This window comes from Desulfofundulus thermobenzoicus (assembly GCF_009428905.1).
GTDB lineage: Bacteria > Bacillota > Desulfotomaculia > Desulfotomaculales > Desulfovirgulaceae > Desulfofundulus_A > Desulfofundulus_A thermobenzoicus.
The window spans coordinates 62,193-79,514 of record NZ_WHYR01000004.1; the positions used below are offsets into that span (position 1 = coordinate 62,193).

Consider the following 17,322-nt stretch of genomic DNA (forward strand, 5'->3'; position numbering starts at 1 on the left):
CAAAGGTTCCGGGACCTTCCGCGGTTATTGGAAAAATCATGCTCCGATATTGGCTTTCGCCGCCGCTTCCTTTGCCCTCTTTTCCTTCTGGATGCCCAAAACCAGCTGTACAATGATATACAGGCAGATGCCAGAAGCGGCGGTCAGCATCACTATGCCGCCCCACTGGGTCCACAGGTAGCTTTTCATAAAGGCCGCGTACCAGTCGGGCCGGTGAGCCACATCTACCATATAGTGGTGCATAACATCTTTCTTATAAATCATGGCCGAGATCTGCGCTTTGTTAAATCCCTGCTGAGCGAGCAGGGTTTCAATGCCTTTCTTGTATACGGGTTCGAACCGGGAGGCGATTTCCTTGATTACAACCGATGCCAGGCAGAAGTAGGTGGCCAGGGCAAACACCAGGCGAATGGTGATGCCGTATACATATTTTGTGGCTACTGTGCCGAACTGGGCGCCCACAGCGGCGCCGAGAAGCATGATCACCGCACCCAGGAGTTCTACACTACCTTTCATACTGTAGGTGAAGCAACCATAAGCGCCGGAGAACATAACTTCGAACAGGTCTGTACCCACGGCAATTTTAGTGGGCACGCCCATCAGATAAATCAATGCCGGGACCCGGATAATGCCGCCGCCTACACCCAGAATGCCGGCTACAAAACCGGTGACCACTCCGACGAAAAGGATGGCCCAGAGGGAAATTCTCATTTTGGCCGTGCCACAGTAAAAAGTAGGCCATATATCCAGGGTTTCCTGGATCCAGCGGGACCAGCTGGTGCCAACGATGTCCTTAACAGCTTTACCCGTTTCCTTTTCCTGCTTTCTGGCCTTCAGGTATTCCGACAGCATAAAGGTACCGATGGATACCAGCAAAATCATATACGCGTAACGCACCACGGAACCGGCCAGTCCTTTTTTAGTTAACCATAAGAGCAGCTGAGCGCCGGTTTCAATTCCAGAGAAGGTGCCGATAAGCATGGCAAAGGCGATGACTACGCTGACATGGCCGAACTTCCAGTGTCTGAAGGTGGAGACGATGGATTTACCCACCAGGTGGGTCATATCGGTACCGACGGCATAAATCATCGGAAATCCGAAAATATTCAGGCTCGGTGTGACCAGCCAGGCGCCGCCGATGCCAAAGAAGCCGCCTACCACACCGACAGTGAAACCAATCAACAGAAGCGGCCACCAGGCCATTTCCACGCCGCTAATGGGCATGTGAACCATATAAACTCACCTCCATTTCTTTTTTACCGGGATTCTCCGCCCTCTTCGTATTCTTTCTTGTACTTGCCCAGATCAATGTGCATGGCTTTAAAAGCTACGTCGGCCAGAACCCCCAGGCTTACGCCCAATGCAACCATGGTTCCCACGGTGACTATGGCGTAGGTAAGCGGGGCTGTTTTGGCCAGGGAAGCGGTCCACGTGAAGTATTCCATAAATAATACCTCCTTTCTTTTAAAGAACATCCATTAGCCGATCTTACCCGCCACTTTTCCTGCAGCCAGGAAGTAGACCCAGGTTACAAAGGAGCCGCAGCAGAACAGGACGATGAAAATCCTGACCAGGGTCTTACCCATTACGGTTCACCTCCTTTCCGCTTTTTTTCATCCGGAAATACCCGCCGGGCTTTCCGGAGTTTTGCGGCCTTAAATGATTGTTCTTTCGTTTTTCGGAATATATATGCCCGGTACTTTTGCACCCAAAAGGTTATTTTTTTCTCCGGGGATAAAGAGATACAGATTTTTCTTCCAGCTTCATAATTCTGACGGCTTCGTAGATTAATACCGGCTGGCCGTTTTCCACCCGTATCCTTAACTCTCCCCAGCCCAGTTCCCGGATGAACTGAATGAGCTGTTTTTCCCTGGTGGTTACATTTTCGACGACCTCCATTTCCTCACCCATATTTATCCTCCTCAAGCCCGGGGATTGTGATGGCATTCACGGGCGGGGAATGAAAAAGGCCGGTTGCCTCCGGTACTTACCAGAGACAACCGGCCTATCGTTTTTCGATTCGGCCGTGCTTATTTACCCTTTGCTTGATCCAATTGTAACAAAGTCTCTTGCGGCTGTCAATACCTTTTTTATTTTTGACTATCATTTTAATTGCCAGGTTGTTGCCACTGTAAAAACAGTTTCAGGATGTCCAGGGCAGCGGACTTCTCATTCATGGGTTTTCTCTTGTCTATGGGGCGGGTTTCGCATTCTTTACCCATTCCGTTACCTGCTGGTGGAGGGGATGCCGATAATGCACCGGGCGGAGAATGGGGTGACGAAGGCCCTAAAAATTTCAGTAGGCACCAGAAGGGGATCAGCCCCCTGAAAAAGAAATGAGACCTCGCGCGCCCAAAAAACACCAAAAATCAAGCTAAAGGAGTGTGAGGTCTCATGCTGGGTCTTGACGCGTACATAGTGTTGATATATACTTTACACAAAAAATTGTAGGAGAGTATGCTATGACACAAGAGTCCAAAGAATGTAAGATGAGCGATTTGGTACGATTATCCGGCGTATCCAAGCAGACAATTCACTTCTATCTCCGAGAGGGACTATTGCTGCCACCGGTACGCAGCAGCAAAAACATGGCTTATTACGATAGATCAACGGTGGACGATATCCGCTTCATCAAAGAACTGCAGGAAAAATACTACCTACCCCTGGCAGTGATTAAGGAAATTCTAAAGGCAAAACGTGAAGGCCAAGATCTCGGTGAAAAAGATCACCTGCTTATGTTTAATCAGCTGTTTCTTCAGGCTCGAAACGGCGGTAGCGACGAACACTTTGATGAAGATTCTTTCTTGGCTAAGACCGGCCTCACGAAAAAGGAGTTACATCAATTGAGTCTTATCGGGATTATTTCACAGCCTACCGAAACCGAAAACAGACTATTTGACGGCTTCGACCTTGCTATCGCCAGGGCATTGAAAGAATTGATAACCATGGGGTTAGATCTGGAGGATCTTATGCTGTATGGGGACTTTTTGCGGTTGTCCCGACGTGAAGCCGAGCTTGTTCATGACCGGATCTTTAATCGGTACGCCGGAGAAAAACATCAGCCACTCAAGGAGATTCAGATTAGATTGGAAAAAGTGAAAAGCCTGCTTACCGCCAAAGCATACCGCGAATTTTTTATAAACCACCGTCATCATTATGGAACCGAAAAAGGAGGCAACTGATGTGATCGATTTTTACGCGGAGCATAAGATGTTGGTGTGGATAGCAGCTATCAGCCTATCCATTGCAGGTTGCCTGCTCTATTACATGACTTTCGGACCCCATACAGTATCGGGCAAAGGAATCGGCCCAGGTACCCTGGTGCGCAGATTCGGGATCCGGGAATGGATTTCCCATTGGCTGATGCTGCTCGGGTTCCTTACTTTGGCGGCTACTGGTTTCATGCAAGTTGTTCCAGGCACCGCACTGAGCCATTTAGGTCCATTTCATGGCTGGTTAGGATTCATATTTTTCCTTATTGCCTTGATAACTTTACTTGGATGGGTTCCTGACGCATTGTTCAAGCGGTATGATTGGCCTTGGTTGCTGAAGATGGGCGGATATTTTTCCCATGATCCTAAACCACTAGCGGCCGGACGATTTAATGCCGGGCAAAAGATATATTACTGGTCGATCTTACTGGTGTTGATTGGCTTGCTGGTCAGTGCCGTCGTTATGGAACACGGCTCTCACAGTCTGGCAGGCAGAAAGGGACTGTTCTGGTGCGTTCATGGACTGCTGGGATGCCTGGCCACCATAATGGTCATCGGTCATGGCTTTCTTTCGATTTTCGTCAATCCTGATTCAGCCCGGGTATTACGGGACGGCCGAGTTTCCAAAGCATACACCGATAAACACCATTCACTCTGGAAAGCCCCGTAGTATACCAGGAAAGGGGTTGGCAAAATGGGCAAAGCTACGGATCATATCTTGATAAATACGAAAAACTGCAATGCCTGCGGCAAATGTATTGAGGCCTGCCCAAAAGAAGTGCTTGGTAAAGTAAATATCATCTTTCATAAGCATGCCCATATTAGATGAGGCCGAACAGTGTATAGGATGCCTGAAATGCGTCAAAGCATGCCCGCAGAACGCCATAATCTCACGCCGCGACCTGAAAAAACGGATATATCATCTGTTATTTCTGACCATAGGCATAGGAGAAGCCACCGTCATGACCATCGGGACATTAATAGGCCTAGTATCTTGCCCGACACACTCTAAGTGTTTAATATCTTGACGATTGCCAATCAGGCAACGATTTTCAATTAAAAGGCACAATAATTAACCAGCTATATTGGCTGGCCGGAGGTGCAATATGCAAAATACCAGGATAATCAAATCAGCCTGCCGCATGTGCCACGGAGTATGTCAAGTTCTGGTTCACATGGAAGGAGAACGGGTAGTAAAAATTACGGGAGATCCGGAAAGCCCTACCAGTCATGGCTACATCTGCCGCAAGGGAGCTGCTTCGGTAGAATTGCTGTATCACCCTGACCGGGTGCTGCAGCCGTTGCGCAGAGCAGGCAAACGCGGTGAAAACAAATGGACGCCAATATCCTGGGATGAAGCGCTGGATGAGATGGCGGAGCGGCTGCTCAAAATAAAACGCGAGAGCGGGCCACAGTATTTCGCTATGATGCACGGAACAGGACGACCTTATGAAAACCTGGGGGCTCGTTTTGCCAACGCTTTCGGGACGCCCAACTTCACCGGCGTAGGTCATATTTGTTTCTGGCCACGTGTTTACGCCAATATATTTACACAAGGGATGTCTGAGATGCCGGTGTGCGACGTTTACGGTCAGGGTGGAGTGGAACCTCAATGTGTACTTATATGGGGATGCAACATCACTGGTCCCAAGGGGCATAATTCGTCTGACGGAATGTGTGGGGCACTGCTGCAAAAGGTTATAAAAAATGCCCAAAAAGTAATAGTAGTAGATCCCAGACGCATTTCCCCGGCGGAAAATGCCGACCACTGGCTGCAATTAAGACCTGGAACCGATGGAGCACTGGCGTTGGCTATGATCAACGTCATCATCGTTGAAGACTTGATCGATAGGGAGTTTGTTAATAACTACACCGTAGGATTCGACCGTCTCAAAGAGCATATAAAGCCTTTCACGCCAGAATGGGCGGAAGAAATAGTTGGGGTAGGAGCTGAAGATATCAGAGCGGCAGCCCGCACTTACGCTACTGTCAAACCAGCTTGTATGCAATGGGGAAATGCCGTCGACCATAGTATGTGCAACTTTCATACGGCCCGCTCGCTGCTGATACTGCGGGCAATCACGGGTAATTTACATGTACCTGGTGGAGACATTGTATTCGAACGCCCCCAGGGCTTGCGCGTTAAATTTCCGTACCTGGATATGGATTTCGCTGGATTTCGTTTTATGCCCTTGCAGAATTACCAGTATGCCTTGGATGGAAATCATGGAAAACAAAATATATCTTCAACTAAAAGATTTATCCAGGATCGAACCCTTCAATTTCTGGACTTTTTGAAATACAATTTTTACCCTTTACTCAGGAGACTTGGCCAAAAACAAGGGGAGGGGGCAGCACTCAAACTGATGGCCGAATTAAAAGGCTCTCGGTATCCCCTGAGTCCGGTTATTCATCCGCCAACCTTCTGGAAATCTATCGTCAACAATGACCCATATCGTATCCGGGCTTTATGGATTATGGGGGCTAATCCCCTGCTCACCATGAGCAATTCATTGTTAATAGAAGAAGCTTTAAAACTAATCGAATACATAGTAGTTTCCGATTTCTTCATAACTCCTACTGCACATTTTGCCGATTTGTTTCTGCCAGCCTCAACCTGGCTGGAGTACGATGAGGTCCATAACTCGGGTGCCCATACTTTTAGCGTATTTCCCCGGAAAAAGGTGGTTAAGATCGGAGATACACTTGATGACCAAGAGGTCATGATCCGGTTGGCCCATCGGTTAGGCATGCATGATGCTTTTCCCTGGCGCAACCACCAGGAACTTACCGACTGGATGCTGAAAGGCACCGGTCTGAGTTTTGAAGAATTTTGCGAAAAAGGCATTTTGACCGGTAAGGCCAGATATTATGCTTATGAGAAAGAGAAACACTTTTTTCGCACGCCTTCAGGAAAATTTGAGATATATTCTGATACCCTGGCTTCAATGGGAATTTCACCTCTCCCAATCTATCGTGAACCAGCGTTTTCACCAGTTTCAACACCTCAATTGGCCGAAAAGTATCCTCTGATATTGATTGGCGGGGTTAAAATAGCCGATTACTTCCATAGCGAAGGCCGCCAGATAAGCTCGCTGCGCCGTAGAAATCCAGACCCACTGGTAGAAATAAACCCTAAAACTGCTGCATCTATAGGGTGTTCAGAGGGTGACTGGGTTTGGATTGAGACCCCCCATGGCCGGGTAAAAATGCGGGCCAAACTATTTGATGGGATAGCTGAGAATGTGGTCTGCGCTCAATATGCATGGTGGTTTCCTGAGGAAGCACCACCTGAACATGGTTGGAAAAAATCAAGTATCAACCTGGCTTTCGGTGAGATGGATTATGATCCGGAAACCGGTTCGGAATCATTAAAAAGTATGCTATGTAGAATATACCCGGCAGGCGATGATAATTAATTTGTGCTAAGTTGGATATGGGTTGACGGATTGGAATTGACTGGGAAACAAATCAACCATCCGGGCTTGCCGTTGACGAAAAAAATTTTTGACTCCGGCGCCTTTTTCGATTATAATTATAAGTGCGACTGCAACTGAACAGTTGTTTTCGAGCGGGTGTAGCTCAATGGTAGAGCACCGGCCTTCCAAGCCGGGTACGTGGGTTCGATTCCCATCACCCGCTCCAAATTTCTCCCAGTAGCTCAGCTGGACAGAGCAACGGACTTCTAATCCGTGGGTCGGGGGTTCGAATCCCTCCTGGGAGGCCAGCCATGATTTACGGGCCTTTTCCGAATTGCCGGAAAGGGCCTTTTGTTTTGAATCCGTTGTTCCTGAAACGCCCTTCCCGGCAACAACGGATTCGGCAAAAGGGGGGAAGGGGAAGTATGCCAAAAGTGCTCAAATTACAAAAGCAGGCAAGCCGGACGTGGGAGGAAGTGCTGGATGATTTTCTGTTCCAGAAGAAGGCAGAGGGCAAGGCAAGCTATGGCTGCTTTTCGTTTATGCCCAAATACTCTTTTAGGGCATTTTGCAGTAAGTGAGAGAAATTCACATTGTGTTCCCGGGCTAAATCATCAAGCCATTTAGGTATGGTCAACGTCTTCTTGACGGCCCGATGCTTCATTTCGTCGCGGAAGGGGGGCATCCAGACTTCGACGAGAACGACAACCTGATTTGGTTCCACTTTTAGTTTGTTTACAGGGCTGGGTTCGGGAATGGGATAGCCGTCCTCCTCCAGCCCGTATAAGTGAAGGGCTAATGCTTCTTTGGCCATGCGAAGGGCTTCTTCATCGTTGTCGCCGCAGGTGTAGCATCCGGGTAAGTCGGGGAACTCTACCGAGATGCCATCGTCCGCGTAATCAAAGATGGCAGGATAGATGTATCTGTCTTTGGCCATAACCAGGGCCTCCTTTCAGGAAATTACGCTATTACTTATCTAAACCTGCTTGCTTAAGGATACTCTTGACTGTTTTAGTCGGCAGGCTTTTTCTCGGGTGAGGGATAGTGACTAATCCTGGCCTTGTTGGGTGTTTGAATTGGTGGTGACTGCCGCTGACTCTGACAAGCACCCAGCCGGCTTCCTGCACCATGCGGATTAGTTCCTTGGATGAATATGTTTTACTCACCCTCACCTCACGAGCAGATTATAACACGTATAAAAACACGTGTCAATGGGTAATGTAAATGACTGAATGAGCCTCCGGGCTCTTTTATTTTTGCAATGGCGGTCTGGCAAGGGGTGGGTCCTTCCAGCGGGGGTAGGGGTTGCGGGTCTGGCGAGCCCCGAAATTTTTCTAGCGATAGGGCTGAAAAATTGATTTCCGTTTCCGTTTTAGGGCCTCTACAGAAAGGATTGAAGCCCTGGAAAATAAGTGTTCTGCGGTTTTTGCCCGCTGTTTTCTTTCCGCCTGCGCCCTCTTTTATGTTGCCCCTCTTGCCGGTCGGAACAGGGCAGGATATAACAAAAGATAGTAATATTGGTAACGCCAACCTTTTTTCTTTAATATTATAGTGAAAAAAGGGGGATGCCAATGCCTGACGGTCAACACGTCCACTTTTTTTCCGGAGAGACATCCTACGAGTACGGTCACCTGCACCGTTACCAGGGTTATACCGGTCCGGCTGTCGGTCAGGGTCTGGCCCACACCCACCGTATCCGTGTGATCACTACGGTGGAGCTGGGGCATGACCATTTGATAGACGTGGAAACCGGTCCGGGTATAGCCACTGCCGGGGGGCATGTCCATGAGTTTCGCGGGGTGACCAGCATCAGCGGCCGGCCGCCCCACAGCCACCGTTTTAGAAATGTAACCGGTCCGCCCATACCGACCATGTACGGCCAGGCGCAGGACGCCGGTACACAGGAATAAGTAAAGTCCCGGGTGGTTTCACCCGGGACTTTATTTGTGCGCCCGGCAGGGGTGGAAATGAACACTCAGCCCACCGCCATCAAAATGGACGAACTGATCAAAAGGCTGTTTCACCTGTCGAAAAAGCCCTTGCTGCACATGCTGAATGCCCTGTATAATGATCATCTTTCCGAAACGGCCGCAGTAAGCTACGGCAGCACGGAATTCATCCAGGACGACCTGGTCAATTACCCTGGCCCTGGAGGAAGAAAAGATCACCCCCGAAGACGTCGGGGAAATGCAGGCCATAATGCTCAATATTATGGAATACCTGTACGGTAAATATGGTGGTTACCGCCGGATCGATCAGGAGGTGAAGAACATGATTAAAACATTCTACGACCCGGGCCTGGTGGAAAAAGGCCGGCGTGAGGGAATCCAGCTGGGCCGGCAGGAAGGCAGGCAGGAAGGAATCATCCTGATTTTGTTAAAACTAATCAAAAAGCGACTTGGTGCGGTACCCCAGGACATTGAAGAAAGAATCAACTCCCTGGAACTGGCCCAGCTTGAGGCGCTGGCCGAAAAGATCCTGGAAATAACCACCGAAAAAGAACTGCGGCAGGCGATTGCGCTCAGGCACTAAATCCCCTGCTTGCACGCAAATGGAAGGGTTACCCGCCCTACCAAAGATCCCCTAAAAAGGTCTGTCCCTTCCCGAAGTATGTGGAATATTTTTGGGGATTTGTTGCAGGTACGTAACAACGTACTGGCAGAATAATGTGAAGTCTTCCAGCCTGGTTTGTATAATTTCATGGAGCTCCGCCGGCGTGATCTTATTATAATCGTGAATCAAGCGGTTCCGGTAACCGGCCATTCCTATTATTTTATGGGCGAACTCACCGGGAAGTATTTTGGCGTCCTTTAACTTTTCGATCACCGAGCGATAATCTGACGGCACTCCTGCCCCGGACTTGATCACCAGATGGCGGCCCAGGTCAAACAATGCCTCTAAAGCCCGGCGCAGTCTGTTTTCGGCGATGTCCACGGCGTCCTCGTCATTACTGAACTGATCCAAAGGCATTTGAGCCAGGGCGGCCAGGCGTTTTACCGAACTGTGTATAATTCCCATTCTTTCGGTAATGAGGGCATTATTAAACAAGAGGGCACCCCTCCTTAAATTCCTCAAAAAGCTCATCCCGCGCCTTTTCCAGGTGGTACTTGAAATCCATATACCGGCCGGAAATGGCATACTCAAAATCCGTGCGCAATTCATCGTCCGCGCAGTAAACGACCATACCGGTGCTGAGCGCTTCAAAGCACACCGGCAGGGAAGCGGTATTTAAAAAAAGAAGATCCACTTCCAGGGGGGAAAATATTTCAGCCAGATGGGGGTAAAGAGCCATATAAATATTGACCGGGCTTTTTACCGGCCATTTTAACAAAACGGCCAGATCAACATCCCTGGCCTGCTCCGGGTGTGCCGGGTAGGAGCCGAATAGGTATACGGCCGCAACTTCCGGAAACGCACTGAAAACCGATGGCAGATCGGACAGGATTTTACCTGGCAGCATAAAATTCGCTCCCATCGAAAACGGTTTGAATTTTAGCTTTGGGTCCAATTTTTACCGGCCCGAGACTTTTCCGTATTCCCATTATATCATACCCCTTAGCGGAAGGGGATTCACTTGTTCACCGGCATCTGTTAAAATAAATACTAGTGAGATCTGTCACAAATTTACCAGAAGATTGAGTTAACAGATAAAGGCAAAGGAATGCAACGTAATTGGTCAGTAAAACCGCCACCAGCGGCACAGTAGCCGGGTCATTACCGGTTTGATAAAACCCTGTCAGGGGGTCAGACCCCTGTAGTTAAAGAAGCCGGCCACCATCCACTACCGTTATTCTAAATGCTGGGGTCAAACCCCTATAGTTGAAAGAAAGAAGGGCTGCCTTATGGAACTGATTACCACCAACGAAGCCCGCTGCCGGGACTGTTACCGCTGCCTGCGCAGCTGCGCGGTGAAGGCCATCCGTTTTACCGGGGGCGAGTCGGGGGCGCTGCACGCCCGGGTGATTGACGAGCTGTGCGTGCAGGATGCCCGCTGTGTGCTCTCCTGCCCCCAGAAGGCCAAAAAGGTGGTTTCGGATCTGGAGCAGGTGCGCCGGGTCATCGGGGAAGGGCAACCCGTGGCCGCCGGGGTGGCCCCCTCCTTTGTGGCCGCCTTTCCCCTGGAGGATCCCGGGCAGATGCCGGCCCTGCTGAAAAAGCTGGGATTTGCCCGGGTGCAGGAAACTTCCCTGGGGGCCGAACTGGTGGCCCGGACGCACCGGCAGCCGGGTTTCGACCGCCCCCTGATCAGCAGCGCCTGTCCGGTGGTGGTCAATTTGATTGAGCGGTATTATCCCGGCCTTTTGCCCATGCTGGCGCCGGTGGTATCGCCCATGATCGCCCACGGCCGCCTGATGAAAAAGATGTATCCCGGGTACCGCACGGTGTTTATCGGCCCCTGCGTGGCCAAGAAGGCCGAGGCCCGGGTGGAGGGGATAGACGACGCCATTGATTATGTGCTGGGGTTTGATGAACTCTATGAATGGATGCAGGAGGAGGGAATTGATGCCGCAGATCTGCCCCCGGGTGATTTTGACGGGCCGCGGCCGGGATTGGCCAGGCTATTCCCCATTGAAGGGGGCCTGATCGCCACCCTGCAGGCGGACACCCGGGAAGAGGAAAAGTACCTGACCATCACCGGTCTGCAGAACTGCATGTCTTTTTTAGACAATTTATCCCGGAACGCCATCCCCCGGCCGCCTCTGTTGATGGAACTGCTGGCCTGCCGGGGGGGCTGCATCGACGGCCCCCTTTCCCTGTGCCGGGAGCAGGATCTGTTTACCCGCCGCCGCAAGGTAAGGGAATACTTTCGGGCCAGGGCCGCCCGGGAAGGGCCCACGGCCGGCGAAGGGCCGGAACTGCCCCCGTCCCTCATGCACAGGGAATATGCCGACCGGCGGGTTTCCCTGCCCCTGCCCGATGAACAGACCATCCGGCGGATCCTGGCCCGCACGGGCAAGTACCAGCCGGAGGACGAGTTGAATTGCGGCGCCTGCGGCTATGATTCCTGCCGGGACAAGGCCATAGCCGTCTACCAGGGCAATGCGGAAGTGCAGATGTGCATTCCCTACATGCGCAAGCGGGCCGAATCCACTTCCAACCTGGTGATGGCGGCCATGCCCAACGCCCTGATTATTGTGGACCACCGGCTGGTGATTAAGGAGGTCAACCCGGCCGCCGAGCGCATGTTCAGGCGCCCGGCCCGGGAAATGCTGGGGCAGCCCCTGGATAAATTCATCAACCCGGAAAACTTCATCAAAGTTTTGGAAACGGGGGAAATGTTGAACCGCATCCACTCCCACCCCGAACTGGATCTGATCACCAGGGACATCATTTTCCCCCTGGACAGTGAGAGGGCCGTGGTGGGCATTCTGGTCGACATTACCGCCGATAAGAGGCAGCAGGAGCGTTTCGAGCTGGTGAAGGTGCAGACCATTACCCGGGCCCGGGAAGTGATCAACAAACAGATGACCGTGGCCCAGGAAATTGCCGGCCTGCTGGGAGAAACCACCGCCGAGACCAAGGTTCTTTTGAGCAAACTGATTGACCTGATGGAAAAGGAGTCTGTCTAACCGAAAGGGGAACACAGCCCCATGGCTATTTGTGTGGATACGGGTACCGCCCGGCTGACCAAAGCCGGTGAGGAAATTTGCGGCGATACCATTGAAGTAATTAAAACAAATACGGACCATATCGTGGTGGTGGCCGACGGCCTGGGCAGCGGGGTGAAGGCCAACATTCTTTCCGGCCTGACCGCTAAAACGGCCGGCACCATGCTGAAGATGGGTGCCAGGGTTGACGACGTTATTGAGACCCTCGCCCAGACGCTGCCCATATGCAAGGTGAGGAAGCTGGCCTACAGCACCTTCACCATCTTTCAGGTGGACCGGGACGGCCGCGCCTACCTGGTGGAATATGAGAATCCCCCGGCCTATGCCGGCCGGAATAACAGCCTGCGTTCCCTGGAAAGAAAAGAAAGGGTCATCAGCGGCAAGGTCATCCGGGAGTGCTTTTTTACCGTTGGCGAGCAGGACTGGCTGGTGATGGTCACCGACGGGATTACCCAGGCTGGCCTGGGCCGCACCCTGCACATGGCCTGGGATCAGCACCGTGTGGGAGTTTACCTGGCCGGCACTTATTCACCGGCCAGGAGCGCAGCGGACTGGGCCGGGGACATTGCCCGGCTTTGTTACCGCATTTACGGGGAAAAACCCCGGGATGACGCCAGTGTGGCCGTGGTCAAGATCCGCCGGCCGCAGCATGTGACCGTGCTCATCGGCCCTCCCGGGAATATGGATGATGACGTGGTGGTGGTGGATAAACTGATGCGCTCCGCCGGCGTCAAGGTGGTCTGCGGCGGCACCACCGGCAATATGGTGGCCCGGGTGCTGGGCCGGGAGCTCAGTGTGGATTTGACCACCGGGAATGACCGGGTGCCGCCCGCCGGCACCATTGCCGGCATCGACCTGGTCACCGAGGGGGCGGTGACCCTGGTGGACGCCCTGGAGTATCTTAAGAAGGGTAAACCGGCGGATTTACGGGGCCGGGACGGGGCCAGCCGCCTGGCCTTCATCCTGCTGTCCGCCGACAGCGTGCATTTTATTGTGGGCACGGCAGTGAACAAGGCCCGGCCGGAGCCCGGGGTACCGGCCATATTTGTTTATAAACAATATATCATCAGCGATTTGATCCGGGTGTTGCAGGGGATGGGTAAGAACGTAACGGTGGAGTATCATTAACGTTTATGGGAAATGTTGTCAGCGCATGTCCGCATTCGTTATTCGTAGTACAGGTGAAACGAAGATAAAAGCGCCTGATGCTATTAAGTGTCGACACATTCATTATTTATAGCACAAGCGAAATCTGGACCAATTATTGACGGTTCACCGGGCAAAAGTGGCAGATTGGGGTTAAACCCGTGACATGGTCCTGGAATAGTCTATATAAGGGATTGTCGGTAATCCACCACAGGAACACGTGGGTATCCAGCAGCATTCTCATTTTTCAAACTCCCCTAAAATACCTTCCGGCAGCGGTTCGTTAAAATCGGGGGCAACGGTAATCTTGCCTTTAGCACTACCCGGCGAACGCCGGGCAGTCTGCTTTGACACCGGGACCAGGCGCGCCACAGGCGTGCCTGCTCTGGCAATAACCACTTCCTCTCCGGCCAGCACCCGGTTTAAAATTTTTGAAAAGTGTGTTTTTGCCTCGTGGATATTTACCTGCATTCCCATATAATTTCACCCCTTAAAGGTAATTATGGACTAAGTCCGGGACTAAGTCAAGGTCTGGGACGGTTCTTTGACAGATAGTTATTCATACTATTATTGGCCTACGTGGTGTTAAAACAGGGGCAGACGGCCACGGAAGAAGAGCTGCTGGCATACTGCCGCAGCAAGCTGGCGGCCTTTAAGGTGCCGCGGTCCATCGAATTCCGGGACAGCCTGCCCAAGACCATCGTGGGCAAAGTGCTGCGCCGCTACCTGCGGGAAGAAGAGGCGGCAAAGCTGAAGGGATAACCCTCAGGTTTATACAATGCATGGTGGATTCTGATGAAAGCTGTGGTCATTCCCCCGGTTCGTTAATACCGGGGGTAAACCGGGGGATGTTGCCGGAGTTGTCAGGTCCTTGAGGCAAAGTATTTATTGGATCTGTCTTATACGGCAGGGATCGGCCGTCTTTTGTAGAAATAGTTTGTAAATAAGGAAGTATAATCTCATGCAGGGGAGATGGAGAGGATGGCCGAAGCCAAAAAGCCCAAAGAAGTTGTCATCACTTTAAACGGTGTGCAGTTTGTGGTGCCCCCGGGCACGAAAGTGAAGGACGCGGCTGCCGCAGCCGGAGTGGAAATTCCGCCATTAAAGGTGGACCCGGAAAAATGCAAGGGCTGCCAGATGTGCACCAAAGCCTGCGAGACGGGAGCCATTTCCGGGGAGAAAAAGGAACCCCATTCCATTGACCAGTCCCTGTGCATCCGCTGCGGCGAGTGCCTGGCCAAGTGCAAGCTGGGCTCAATAGTGCCCGCTTAGAAAAAGAACAGTTATCATGCCAGGTCCTTTTCCGGGGCCTGGTTTTCTTTTTCCTGCCCCGGCTTGTTTCCCGGAGGGATGGGAGGGTTCTCTAAAACACCCGATGGGGTTATAATGATTATACCACGGTGTAACTGGTGAACAGTGGCACCGGGAATCTCCGGCTCTTTTATACAGGGTGAAACCTTTTCAGGATGAATTTCACTGAACAACTGAACAGGAGGTGCCGGGCACCGGCGATTAGTTTTCAGAAAGGAGTATAAAGCCAATGAAGGAAAAAGGAACCGTTTCCGTGGATCCCCGGGTGCTGGAAGCGGTGAAAAAGGCCGCCGTGGACGGGCGGCTGACCTGTACCGCCGCCCGGGCGCTGGCACGGGAACTGAAGGTTCCCGTGCGCCAGGTGGGTGCGGCCTGCGACGCCCTGGACATCAAGATCAAAGCCTGCGAGCTGGGGTGTTTTTAAGATTAAACGATAATGCGCTCACTGTGGGTGTACACGTTCATCCTGTCCCCCCGGGCAAAGCCGGCCACGGTGATGCCCGTCTCCCGGGCCATGGCCAGGGCCAGGTCCGTGGGCGCTCCCCGGGCGATGATCACCGGTATGCCCATGCGGGCCACCTTGATCAGTATTTCCGAAGAAACCCGGCCGCTGAACACCAGCAGCTTGTCTCCCAGGGCAATGCCGTCCAGGAAAGCCCGGCCGAAAATTTTATCCACCGCATTGTGCCGCCCGATATCCTCATAAAAAAACAGGGCCTTTTCCCGGGAATAGAGTGCGGCCCCGTGGCTGCCGCCGGTGGCCCGGAACAGGGCGGCCTTCCCCTCCATTTCCCGGGCGAAGGCCAGGGCCCGTTCCAGCGGTATTTGCAGGGGGGAAGTGACCGGTTTTATCCCCCGGGCGTCATTGATAAAATAAAAGGAAGACCGGCTGCGGCCGCAGCAGGTGGTGAGATAGCGCTTTAAAAAGCCCTCCCGGGCCGGCGCCGGTCCGGTGGTTTCCACCCAGATCAGGCCGTCGTCCCGGTGAACGGTGATCCCCTTCAGGTCGCCGGGTTTTCTCAGGATGCCCTCGGAGCACAGGAAACCCACCGCCAGCTCCTCCAGGTGGTCCGGGGAGCAGACCAGGGTCACCAGTTCCTCGTCGTTTAGAAACAGGGTCACCGGTACTTCCCTGACCACCTGGTCCGTGGTGGATTGCACATTCCGGCCGGCAATTTTTTTAACCGGTACAGTGGTGGTGCCGGATAAAGTCATGGATTTTACCCCCCGGGCTAAAGTACATAATTATTGTATCTTTCCCGGCGCCCGGGGGCAAGTTCGGCGTTAAGCATTTTATTTGGAGGTGTCTGCCATGTGGCGAGTTGGTATACTTACGGCCAGCGACAAGGGTTCCCGCGGTGAGCGGGAGGATAAGAGTGCGGATGTAATCCGGGAAATGGTGGCGGCCATAGACGGGGAAGTGGTAGCCTACCGCCTGGTGCCCGACGACCTGGAAGTATTGAAAGAAAACCTGATCACCATGGTGGACCGGGACAGGCTGGACCTGGTCCTGACCACCGGCGGGACGGGCTTTTCCCCCCGGGACAACACCCCGGAAGCCACCCGGGCGGTCATTGAAAGGGAAGTGCCGGGTATCCCCGAGGCCATGCGGGCCGAGAGCATGAAAAAAAACCCCCGGGCCATGCTCAGCCGGGCGGTGGCCGGCATCCGCCACCGCACCCTGATCATCAACCTGCCGGGCAGCCCCAGAGGGGTGCGGGAGTGCCTGGAGGCCGTCCTGCCGGCCCTGCCTCACGGCCTGGAAATCCTCACCGGCCGGGGCGGGGAGTGCGGAAGGGAAGCAGCAGAATTAAAGTAAGCGGATTGACTCTTGAATCCCTGCTGCAGAAATGCTTGAGACGAGGCCCAACCCGGGAAATGGCCGGAACGCCACGGTCCTGGTGGGCTGCCGGGCTTCAGGGAATACCGGCCGGAGGAAGCGGGGATGATTCAATAACTGGCTTTAACCGATCAGCCGCCCGGGGCGGGCAGATTTTGATGTATAAAACCTTTTCTTCCCGGGGAAAATGTTGCTAGGGCAGCTAAGAAATGTTTTCATAGGGCATCTCCGCCCGCTGCCGGGAGAAAACAGAAGAAATCATCTCATAATTTCCCTCAACAGGCTGTAAGGGGGTATTTTGTCATGTCAGGGTAGTTGCTTTTAGTTTCCCTGCTTTATATTATAGTACGTGGGTATTAGCACTCGGTTAAAATGAGTGCTAACAATGAGCCAAAGTCAAACCAGTACCAATCTTACAAGGAGGGGTTTTTGGTGATCAGACCGTTAGGTGAACGGGTAGTGGTCAAGCCGCTGCCCAGCGAGGAAGTGACCAAGGGGGGTATTGTCATCCCCGACACTGCCAAGGAAAAGCCCCAGGAAGGCGAAGTGGTGGCAGTGGGTCCCGGCCGCCTGCTGGAAAACGGTACCCGGGTGCCCATTGACCTGAAGGTGGGGGACAGGATCCTGTTCTCCAAGTATGCCGGCAACGAGGTTAAGCTGGACGGTGAAGAGTACCTGATTATGCGGGAAGCGGACATCCTGGGTGTGATTGAAAAGTAACCGGGGTCCGGCAACTGGCCGGAAAGAGTGCCCCACGGGAACGATAGTTCCTTCGAAAAACATTG

At 52.6% G+C, this 17,322-nt stretch carries 24 protein-coding genes and 2 tRNA genes; 17 read left to right on the forward strand and 9 right to left on the reverse strand.

The window, feature by feature from the left end; genetic code table 11:
- Nucleotides 1–36: 36 nt before the first annotated feature.
- The 3 genes from GFC01_RS02440 to GFC01_RS02450 all read right to left on the reverse strand — a co-directional run bounded on the left by GFC01_RS02440 (nucleotide 37) and on the right by GFC01_RS02450 (nucleotide 1,911).
- Entirely contained in the window at nucleotides 37–1,233 is a 1,197-nt protein-coding gene (locus tag GFC01_RS02440) for a sulfite exporter TauE/SafE family protein (RefSeq protein WP_152945054.1), read from the reverse strand.
- Between the two features lie 23 nt (nucleotides 1,234–1,256).
- Nucleotides 1,257–1,445, reverse strand: coding sequence for a hypothetical protein (locus GFC01_RS02445; RefSeq protein ID WP_243137162.1), 189 nt, complete (start codon nucleotides 1,443–1,445; stop codon nucleotides 1,257–1,259).
- Between the two features lie 271 nt (nucleotides 1,446–1,716).
- Nucleotides 1,717–1,911 (reverse strand): hypothetical protein, encoded by a 195-nt coding sequence (locus GFC01_RS02450; RefSeq protein WP_152945056.1) that lies wholly within the window; start codon nucleotides 1,909–1,911, stop codon nucleotides 1,717–1,719.
- A gap of 551 nt (nucleotides 1,912–2,462) precedes the next feature.
- On the opposite strand from GFC01_RS02450, the gene GFC01_RS02455 reads away from it, so the two are divergent.
- The 7 genes from GFC01_RS02455 to GFC01_RS02480 all read left to right on the forward strand — a co-directional run bounded on the left by GFC01_RS02455 (nucleotide 2,463) and on the right by GFC01_RS02480 (nucleotide 6,939).
- The gene (locus tag GFC01_RS02455) at nucleotides 2,463–3,182 is read left to right on the forward strand and encodes a MerR family transcriptional regulator (protein ID WP_152945057.1); all 720 of its coding nucleotides are present in this window, start codon (nucleotides 2,463–2,465) and stop codon (nucleotides 3,180–3,182) included.
- A 1-nt stretch (nucleotide 3,183) separates the two neighbouring features.
- The gene (locus tag GFC01_RS02460) at nucleotides 3,184–3,882 is read left to right on the forward strand and encodes a cytochrome b/b6 domain-containing protein (RefSeq protein ID WP_194174762.1); all 699 of its coding nucleotides are present in this window, start codon (nucleotides 3,184–3,186) and stop codon (nucleotides 3,880–3,882) included.
- A gap of 24 nt (nucleotides 3,883–3,906) precedes the next feature.
- On the forward strand, nucleotides 3,907–4,041 hold the full coding sequence (locus tag GFC01_RS20120; protein ID WP_207707570.1) for a 4Fe-4S binding protein: 135 nt from the start codon (nucleotides 3,907–3,909) through the stop codon (nucleotides 4,039–4,041).
- On the forward strand, nucleotides 4,025–4,240 hold the full coding sequence (locus GFC01_RS20125; RefSeq protein ID WP_207707571.1) for a 4Fe-4S dicluster domain-containing protein: 216 nt from the start codon (nucleotides 4,025–4,027) through the stop codon (nucleotides 4,238–4,240). Before GFC01_RS20120 ends, GFC01_RS20125 begins: the two co-directional genes overlap by 17 nt.
- Before the next feature lie 78 nt (nucleotides 4,241–4,318).
- Complete coding sequence (locus tag GFC01_RS02470) at nucleotides 4,319–6,631, forward strand: molybdopterin-containing oxidoreductase family protein (protein ID WP_152945059.1); 2,313 nt, start codon at nucleotides 4,319–4,321, stop codon at nucleotides 6,629–6,631.
- A gap of 152 nt (nucleotides 6,632–6,783) precedes the next feature.
- Nucleotides 6,784–6,857, forward strand: a tRNA-Gly gene (locus GFC01_RS02475).
- Between the two features lie 5 nt (nucleotides 6,858–6,862).
- Nucleotides 6,863–6,939: transfer RNA gene (locus GFC01_RS02480), tRNA-Arg, on the forward strand.
- A gap of 215 nt (nucleotides 6,940–7,154) precedes the next feature.
- Here the strand turns inward: GFC01_RS02480 and GFC01_RS02485 are convergent.
- Both GFC01_RS02485 and GFC01_RS02490 read right to left on the reverse strand, forming a co-directional pair.
- The gene (locus tag GFC01_RS02485; protein WP_152945060.1) at nucleotides 7,155–7,568 is read right to left on the reverse strand and encodes a type II toxin-antitoxin system HicB family antitoxin; all 414 of its coding nucleotides are present in this window, start codon (nucleotides 7,566–7,568) and stop codon (nucleotides 7,155–7,157) included.
- A 31-nt stretch (nucleotides 7,569–7,599) separates the two neighbouring features.
- Nucleotides 7,600–7,803 (reverse strand): type II toxin-antitoxin system HicA family toxin, encoded by a 204-nt coding sequence (locus tag GFC01_RS02490; protein WP_341473709.1) that lies wholly within the window; start codon nucleotides 7,801–7,803, stop codon nucleotides 7,600–7,602.
- Between the two features lie 399 nt (nucleotides 7,804–8,202).
- On the opposite strand from GFC01_RS02490, the gene GFC01_RS02495 reads away from it, so the two are divergent.
- Genes GFC01_RS02495 through GFC01_RS02505 form a run of 3 tightly spaced genes read left to right on the forward strand, consistent with a single transcriptional unit; the run spans nucleotide 8,203 to nucleotide 9,163 of the window.
- Nucleotides 8,203–8,541, forward strand: coding sequence for a YmaF family protein (locus GFC01_RS02495; protein ID WP_194174763.1), 339 nt, complete (start codon nucleotides 8,203–8,205; stop codon nucleotides 8,539–8,541).
- A gap of 57 nt (nucleotides 8,542–8,598) precedes the next feature.
- The gene (locus GFC01_RS02500; protein WP_152945063.1) at nucleotides 8,599–8,862 is read left to right on the forward strand and encodes a hypothetical protein; all 264 of its coding nucleotides are present in this window, start codon (nucleotides 8,599–8,601) and stop codon (nucleotides 8,860–8,862) included.
- Nucleotides 8,831–9,163, forward strand: a complete 333-nt coding sequence (locus tag GFC01_RS02505; RefSeq protein WP_194174764.1) for a DUF4351 domain-containing protein — start codon at nucleotides 8,831–8,833, stop codon at nucleotides 9,161–9,163. The genes GFC01_RS02500 and GFC01_RS02505 overlap by 32 nt, the downstream gene beginning before the upstream one ends.
- Nucleotides 9,164–9,214: 51 nt before the next feature.
- On the opposite strand, the gene hepT is transcribed toward GFC01_RS02505, so the two are convergent.
- A complete protein-coding gene (gene hepT, locus GFC01_RS02510; protein WP_152945065.1) occupies nucleotides 9,215–9,679 on the reverse strand; it encodes a type VII toxin-antitoxin system HepT family RNase toxin in 465 nt (154 codons plus the stop codon).
- Nucleotides 9,672–10,091 (reverse strand): type VII toxin-antitoxin system MntA family adenylyltransferase antitoxin, encoded by a 420-nt coding sequence (gene mntA, locus GFC01_RS02515; protein ID WP_152945066.1) that lies wholly within the window; start codon nucleotides 10,089–10,091, stop codon nucleotides 9,672–9,674. Before mntA ends, hepT begins: the two co-directional genes overlap by 8 nt.
- Nucleotides 10,092–10,473: 382 nt before the next feature.
- Here mntA and GFC01_RS02520 point away from each other — a divergent pair, with 382 nt between their 5' ends.
- Both GFC01_RS02520 and GFC01_RS02525 read left to right on the forward strand, forming a co-directional pair.
- Entirely contained in the window at nucleotides 10,474–12,201 is a 1,728-nt protein-coding gene (locus tag GFC01_RS02520) for a [Fe-Fe] hydrogenase large subunit C-terminal domain-containing protein (RefSeq protein WP_152945067.1), read from the forward strand.
- Nucleotides 12,202–12,222: 21 nt separating this feature from the next.
- Nucleotides 12,223–13,368, forward strand: coding sequence for a SpoIIE family protein phosphatase (locus GFC01_RS02525; protein WP_152945068.1), 1,146 nt, complete (start codon nucleotides 12,223–12,225; stop codon nucleotides 13,366–13,368).
- 258 nt (nucleotides 13,369–13,626) lie between these two features.
- On the opposite strand, the gene GFC01_RS02530 is transcribed toward GFC01_RS02525, so the two are convergent.
- On the reverse strand, nucleotides 13,627–13,863 hold the full coding sequence (locus GFC01_RS02530) for a type II toxin-antitoxin system Phd/YefM family antitoxin (RefSeq protein ID WP_152945069.1): 237 nt from the start codon (nucleotides 13,861–13,863) through the stop codon (nucleotides 13,627–13,629).
- Nucleotides 13,864–13,965: 102 nt separating this feature from the next.
- Here GFC01_RS02530 and GFC01_RS02535 point away from each other — a divergent pair, with 102 nt between their 5' ends.
- From GFC01_RS02535 to GFC01_RS02545, 3 genes are all read left to right on the forward strand, one after another.
- A complete protein-coding gene (locus GFC01_RS02535; RefSeq protein ID WP_341473715.1) occupies nucleotides 13,966–14,148 on the forward strand; it encodes an AMP-binding enzyme in 183 nt (60 codons plus the stop codon).
- Nucleotides 14,149–14,367: 219 nt separating this feature from the next.
- Nucleotides 14,368–14,658 carry a 4Fe-4S binding protein gene (locus GFC01_RS02540; RefSeq protein ID WP_243137164.1) on the forward strand — a complete coding sequence of 97 codons (291 nt, stop codon included), beginning with the start codon at nucleotides 14,368–14,370 and terminating at the stop codon, nucleotides 14,656–14,658.
- A 268-nt stretch (nucleotides 14,659–14,926) separates the two neighbouring features.
- Entirely contained in the window at nucleotides 14,927–15,121 is a 195-nt protein-coding gene (locus GFC01_RS02545) for a hypothetical protein (RefSeq protein WP_152945071.1), read from the forward strand.
- Between the two features lie 2 nt (nucleotides 15,122–15,123).
- Here the strand turns inward: GFC01_RS02545 and fdhD are convergent, their stop codons facing one another.
- A complete protein-coding gene (gene fdhD, locus GFC01_RS02550; RefSeq protein WP_152945072.1) occupies nucleotides 15,124–15,912 on the reverse strand; it encodes a formate dehydrogenase accessory sulfurtransferase FdhD in 789 nt (262 codons plus the stop codon).
- 97 nt (nucleotides 15,913–16,009) lie between these two features.
- On the opposite strand from fdhD, the gene mog reads away from it, so the two are divergent.
- Nucleotides 16,010–16,516 carry a molybdopterin adenylyltransferase gene (mog, locus tag GFC01_RS02555; RefSeq protein ID WP_152945073.1) on the forward strand — a complete coding sequence of 169 codons (507 nt, stop codon included), beginning with the start codon at nucleotides 16,010–16,012 and terminating at the stop codon, nucleotides 16,514–16,516.
- 453 nt (nucleotides 16,517–16,969) lie between these two features.
- A complete protein-coding gene (gene groES / locus GFC01_RS02560) occupies nucleotides 16,970–17,257 on the forward strand; it encodes a co-chaperone GroES (protein WP_341473710.1) in 288 nt (95 codons plus the stop codon).
- Nucleotides 17,258–17,322: the final 65 nt, after the last annotated feature.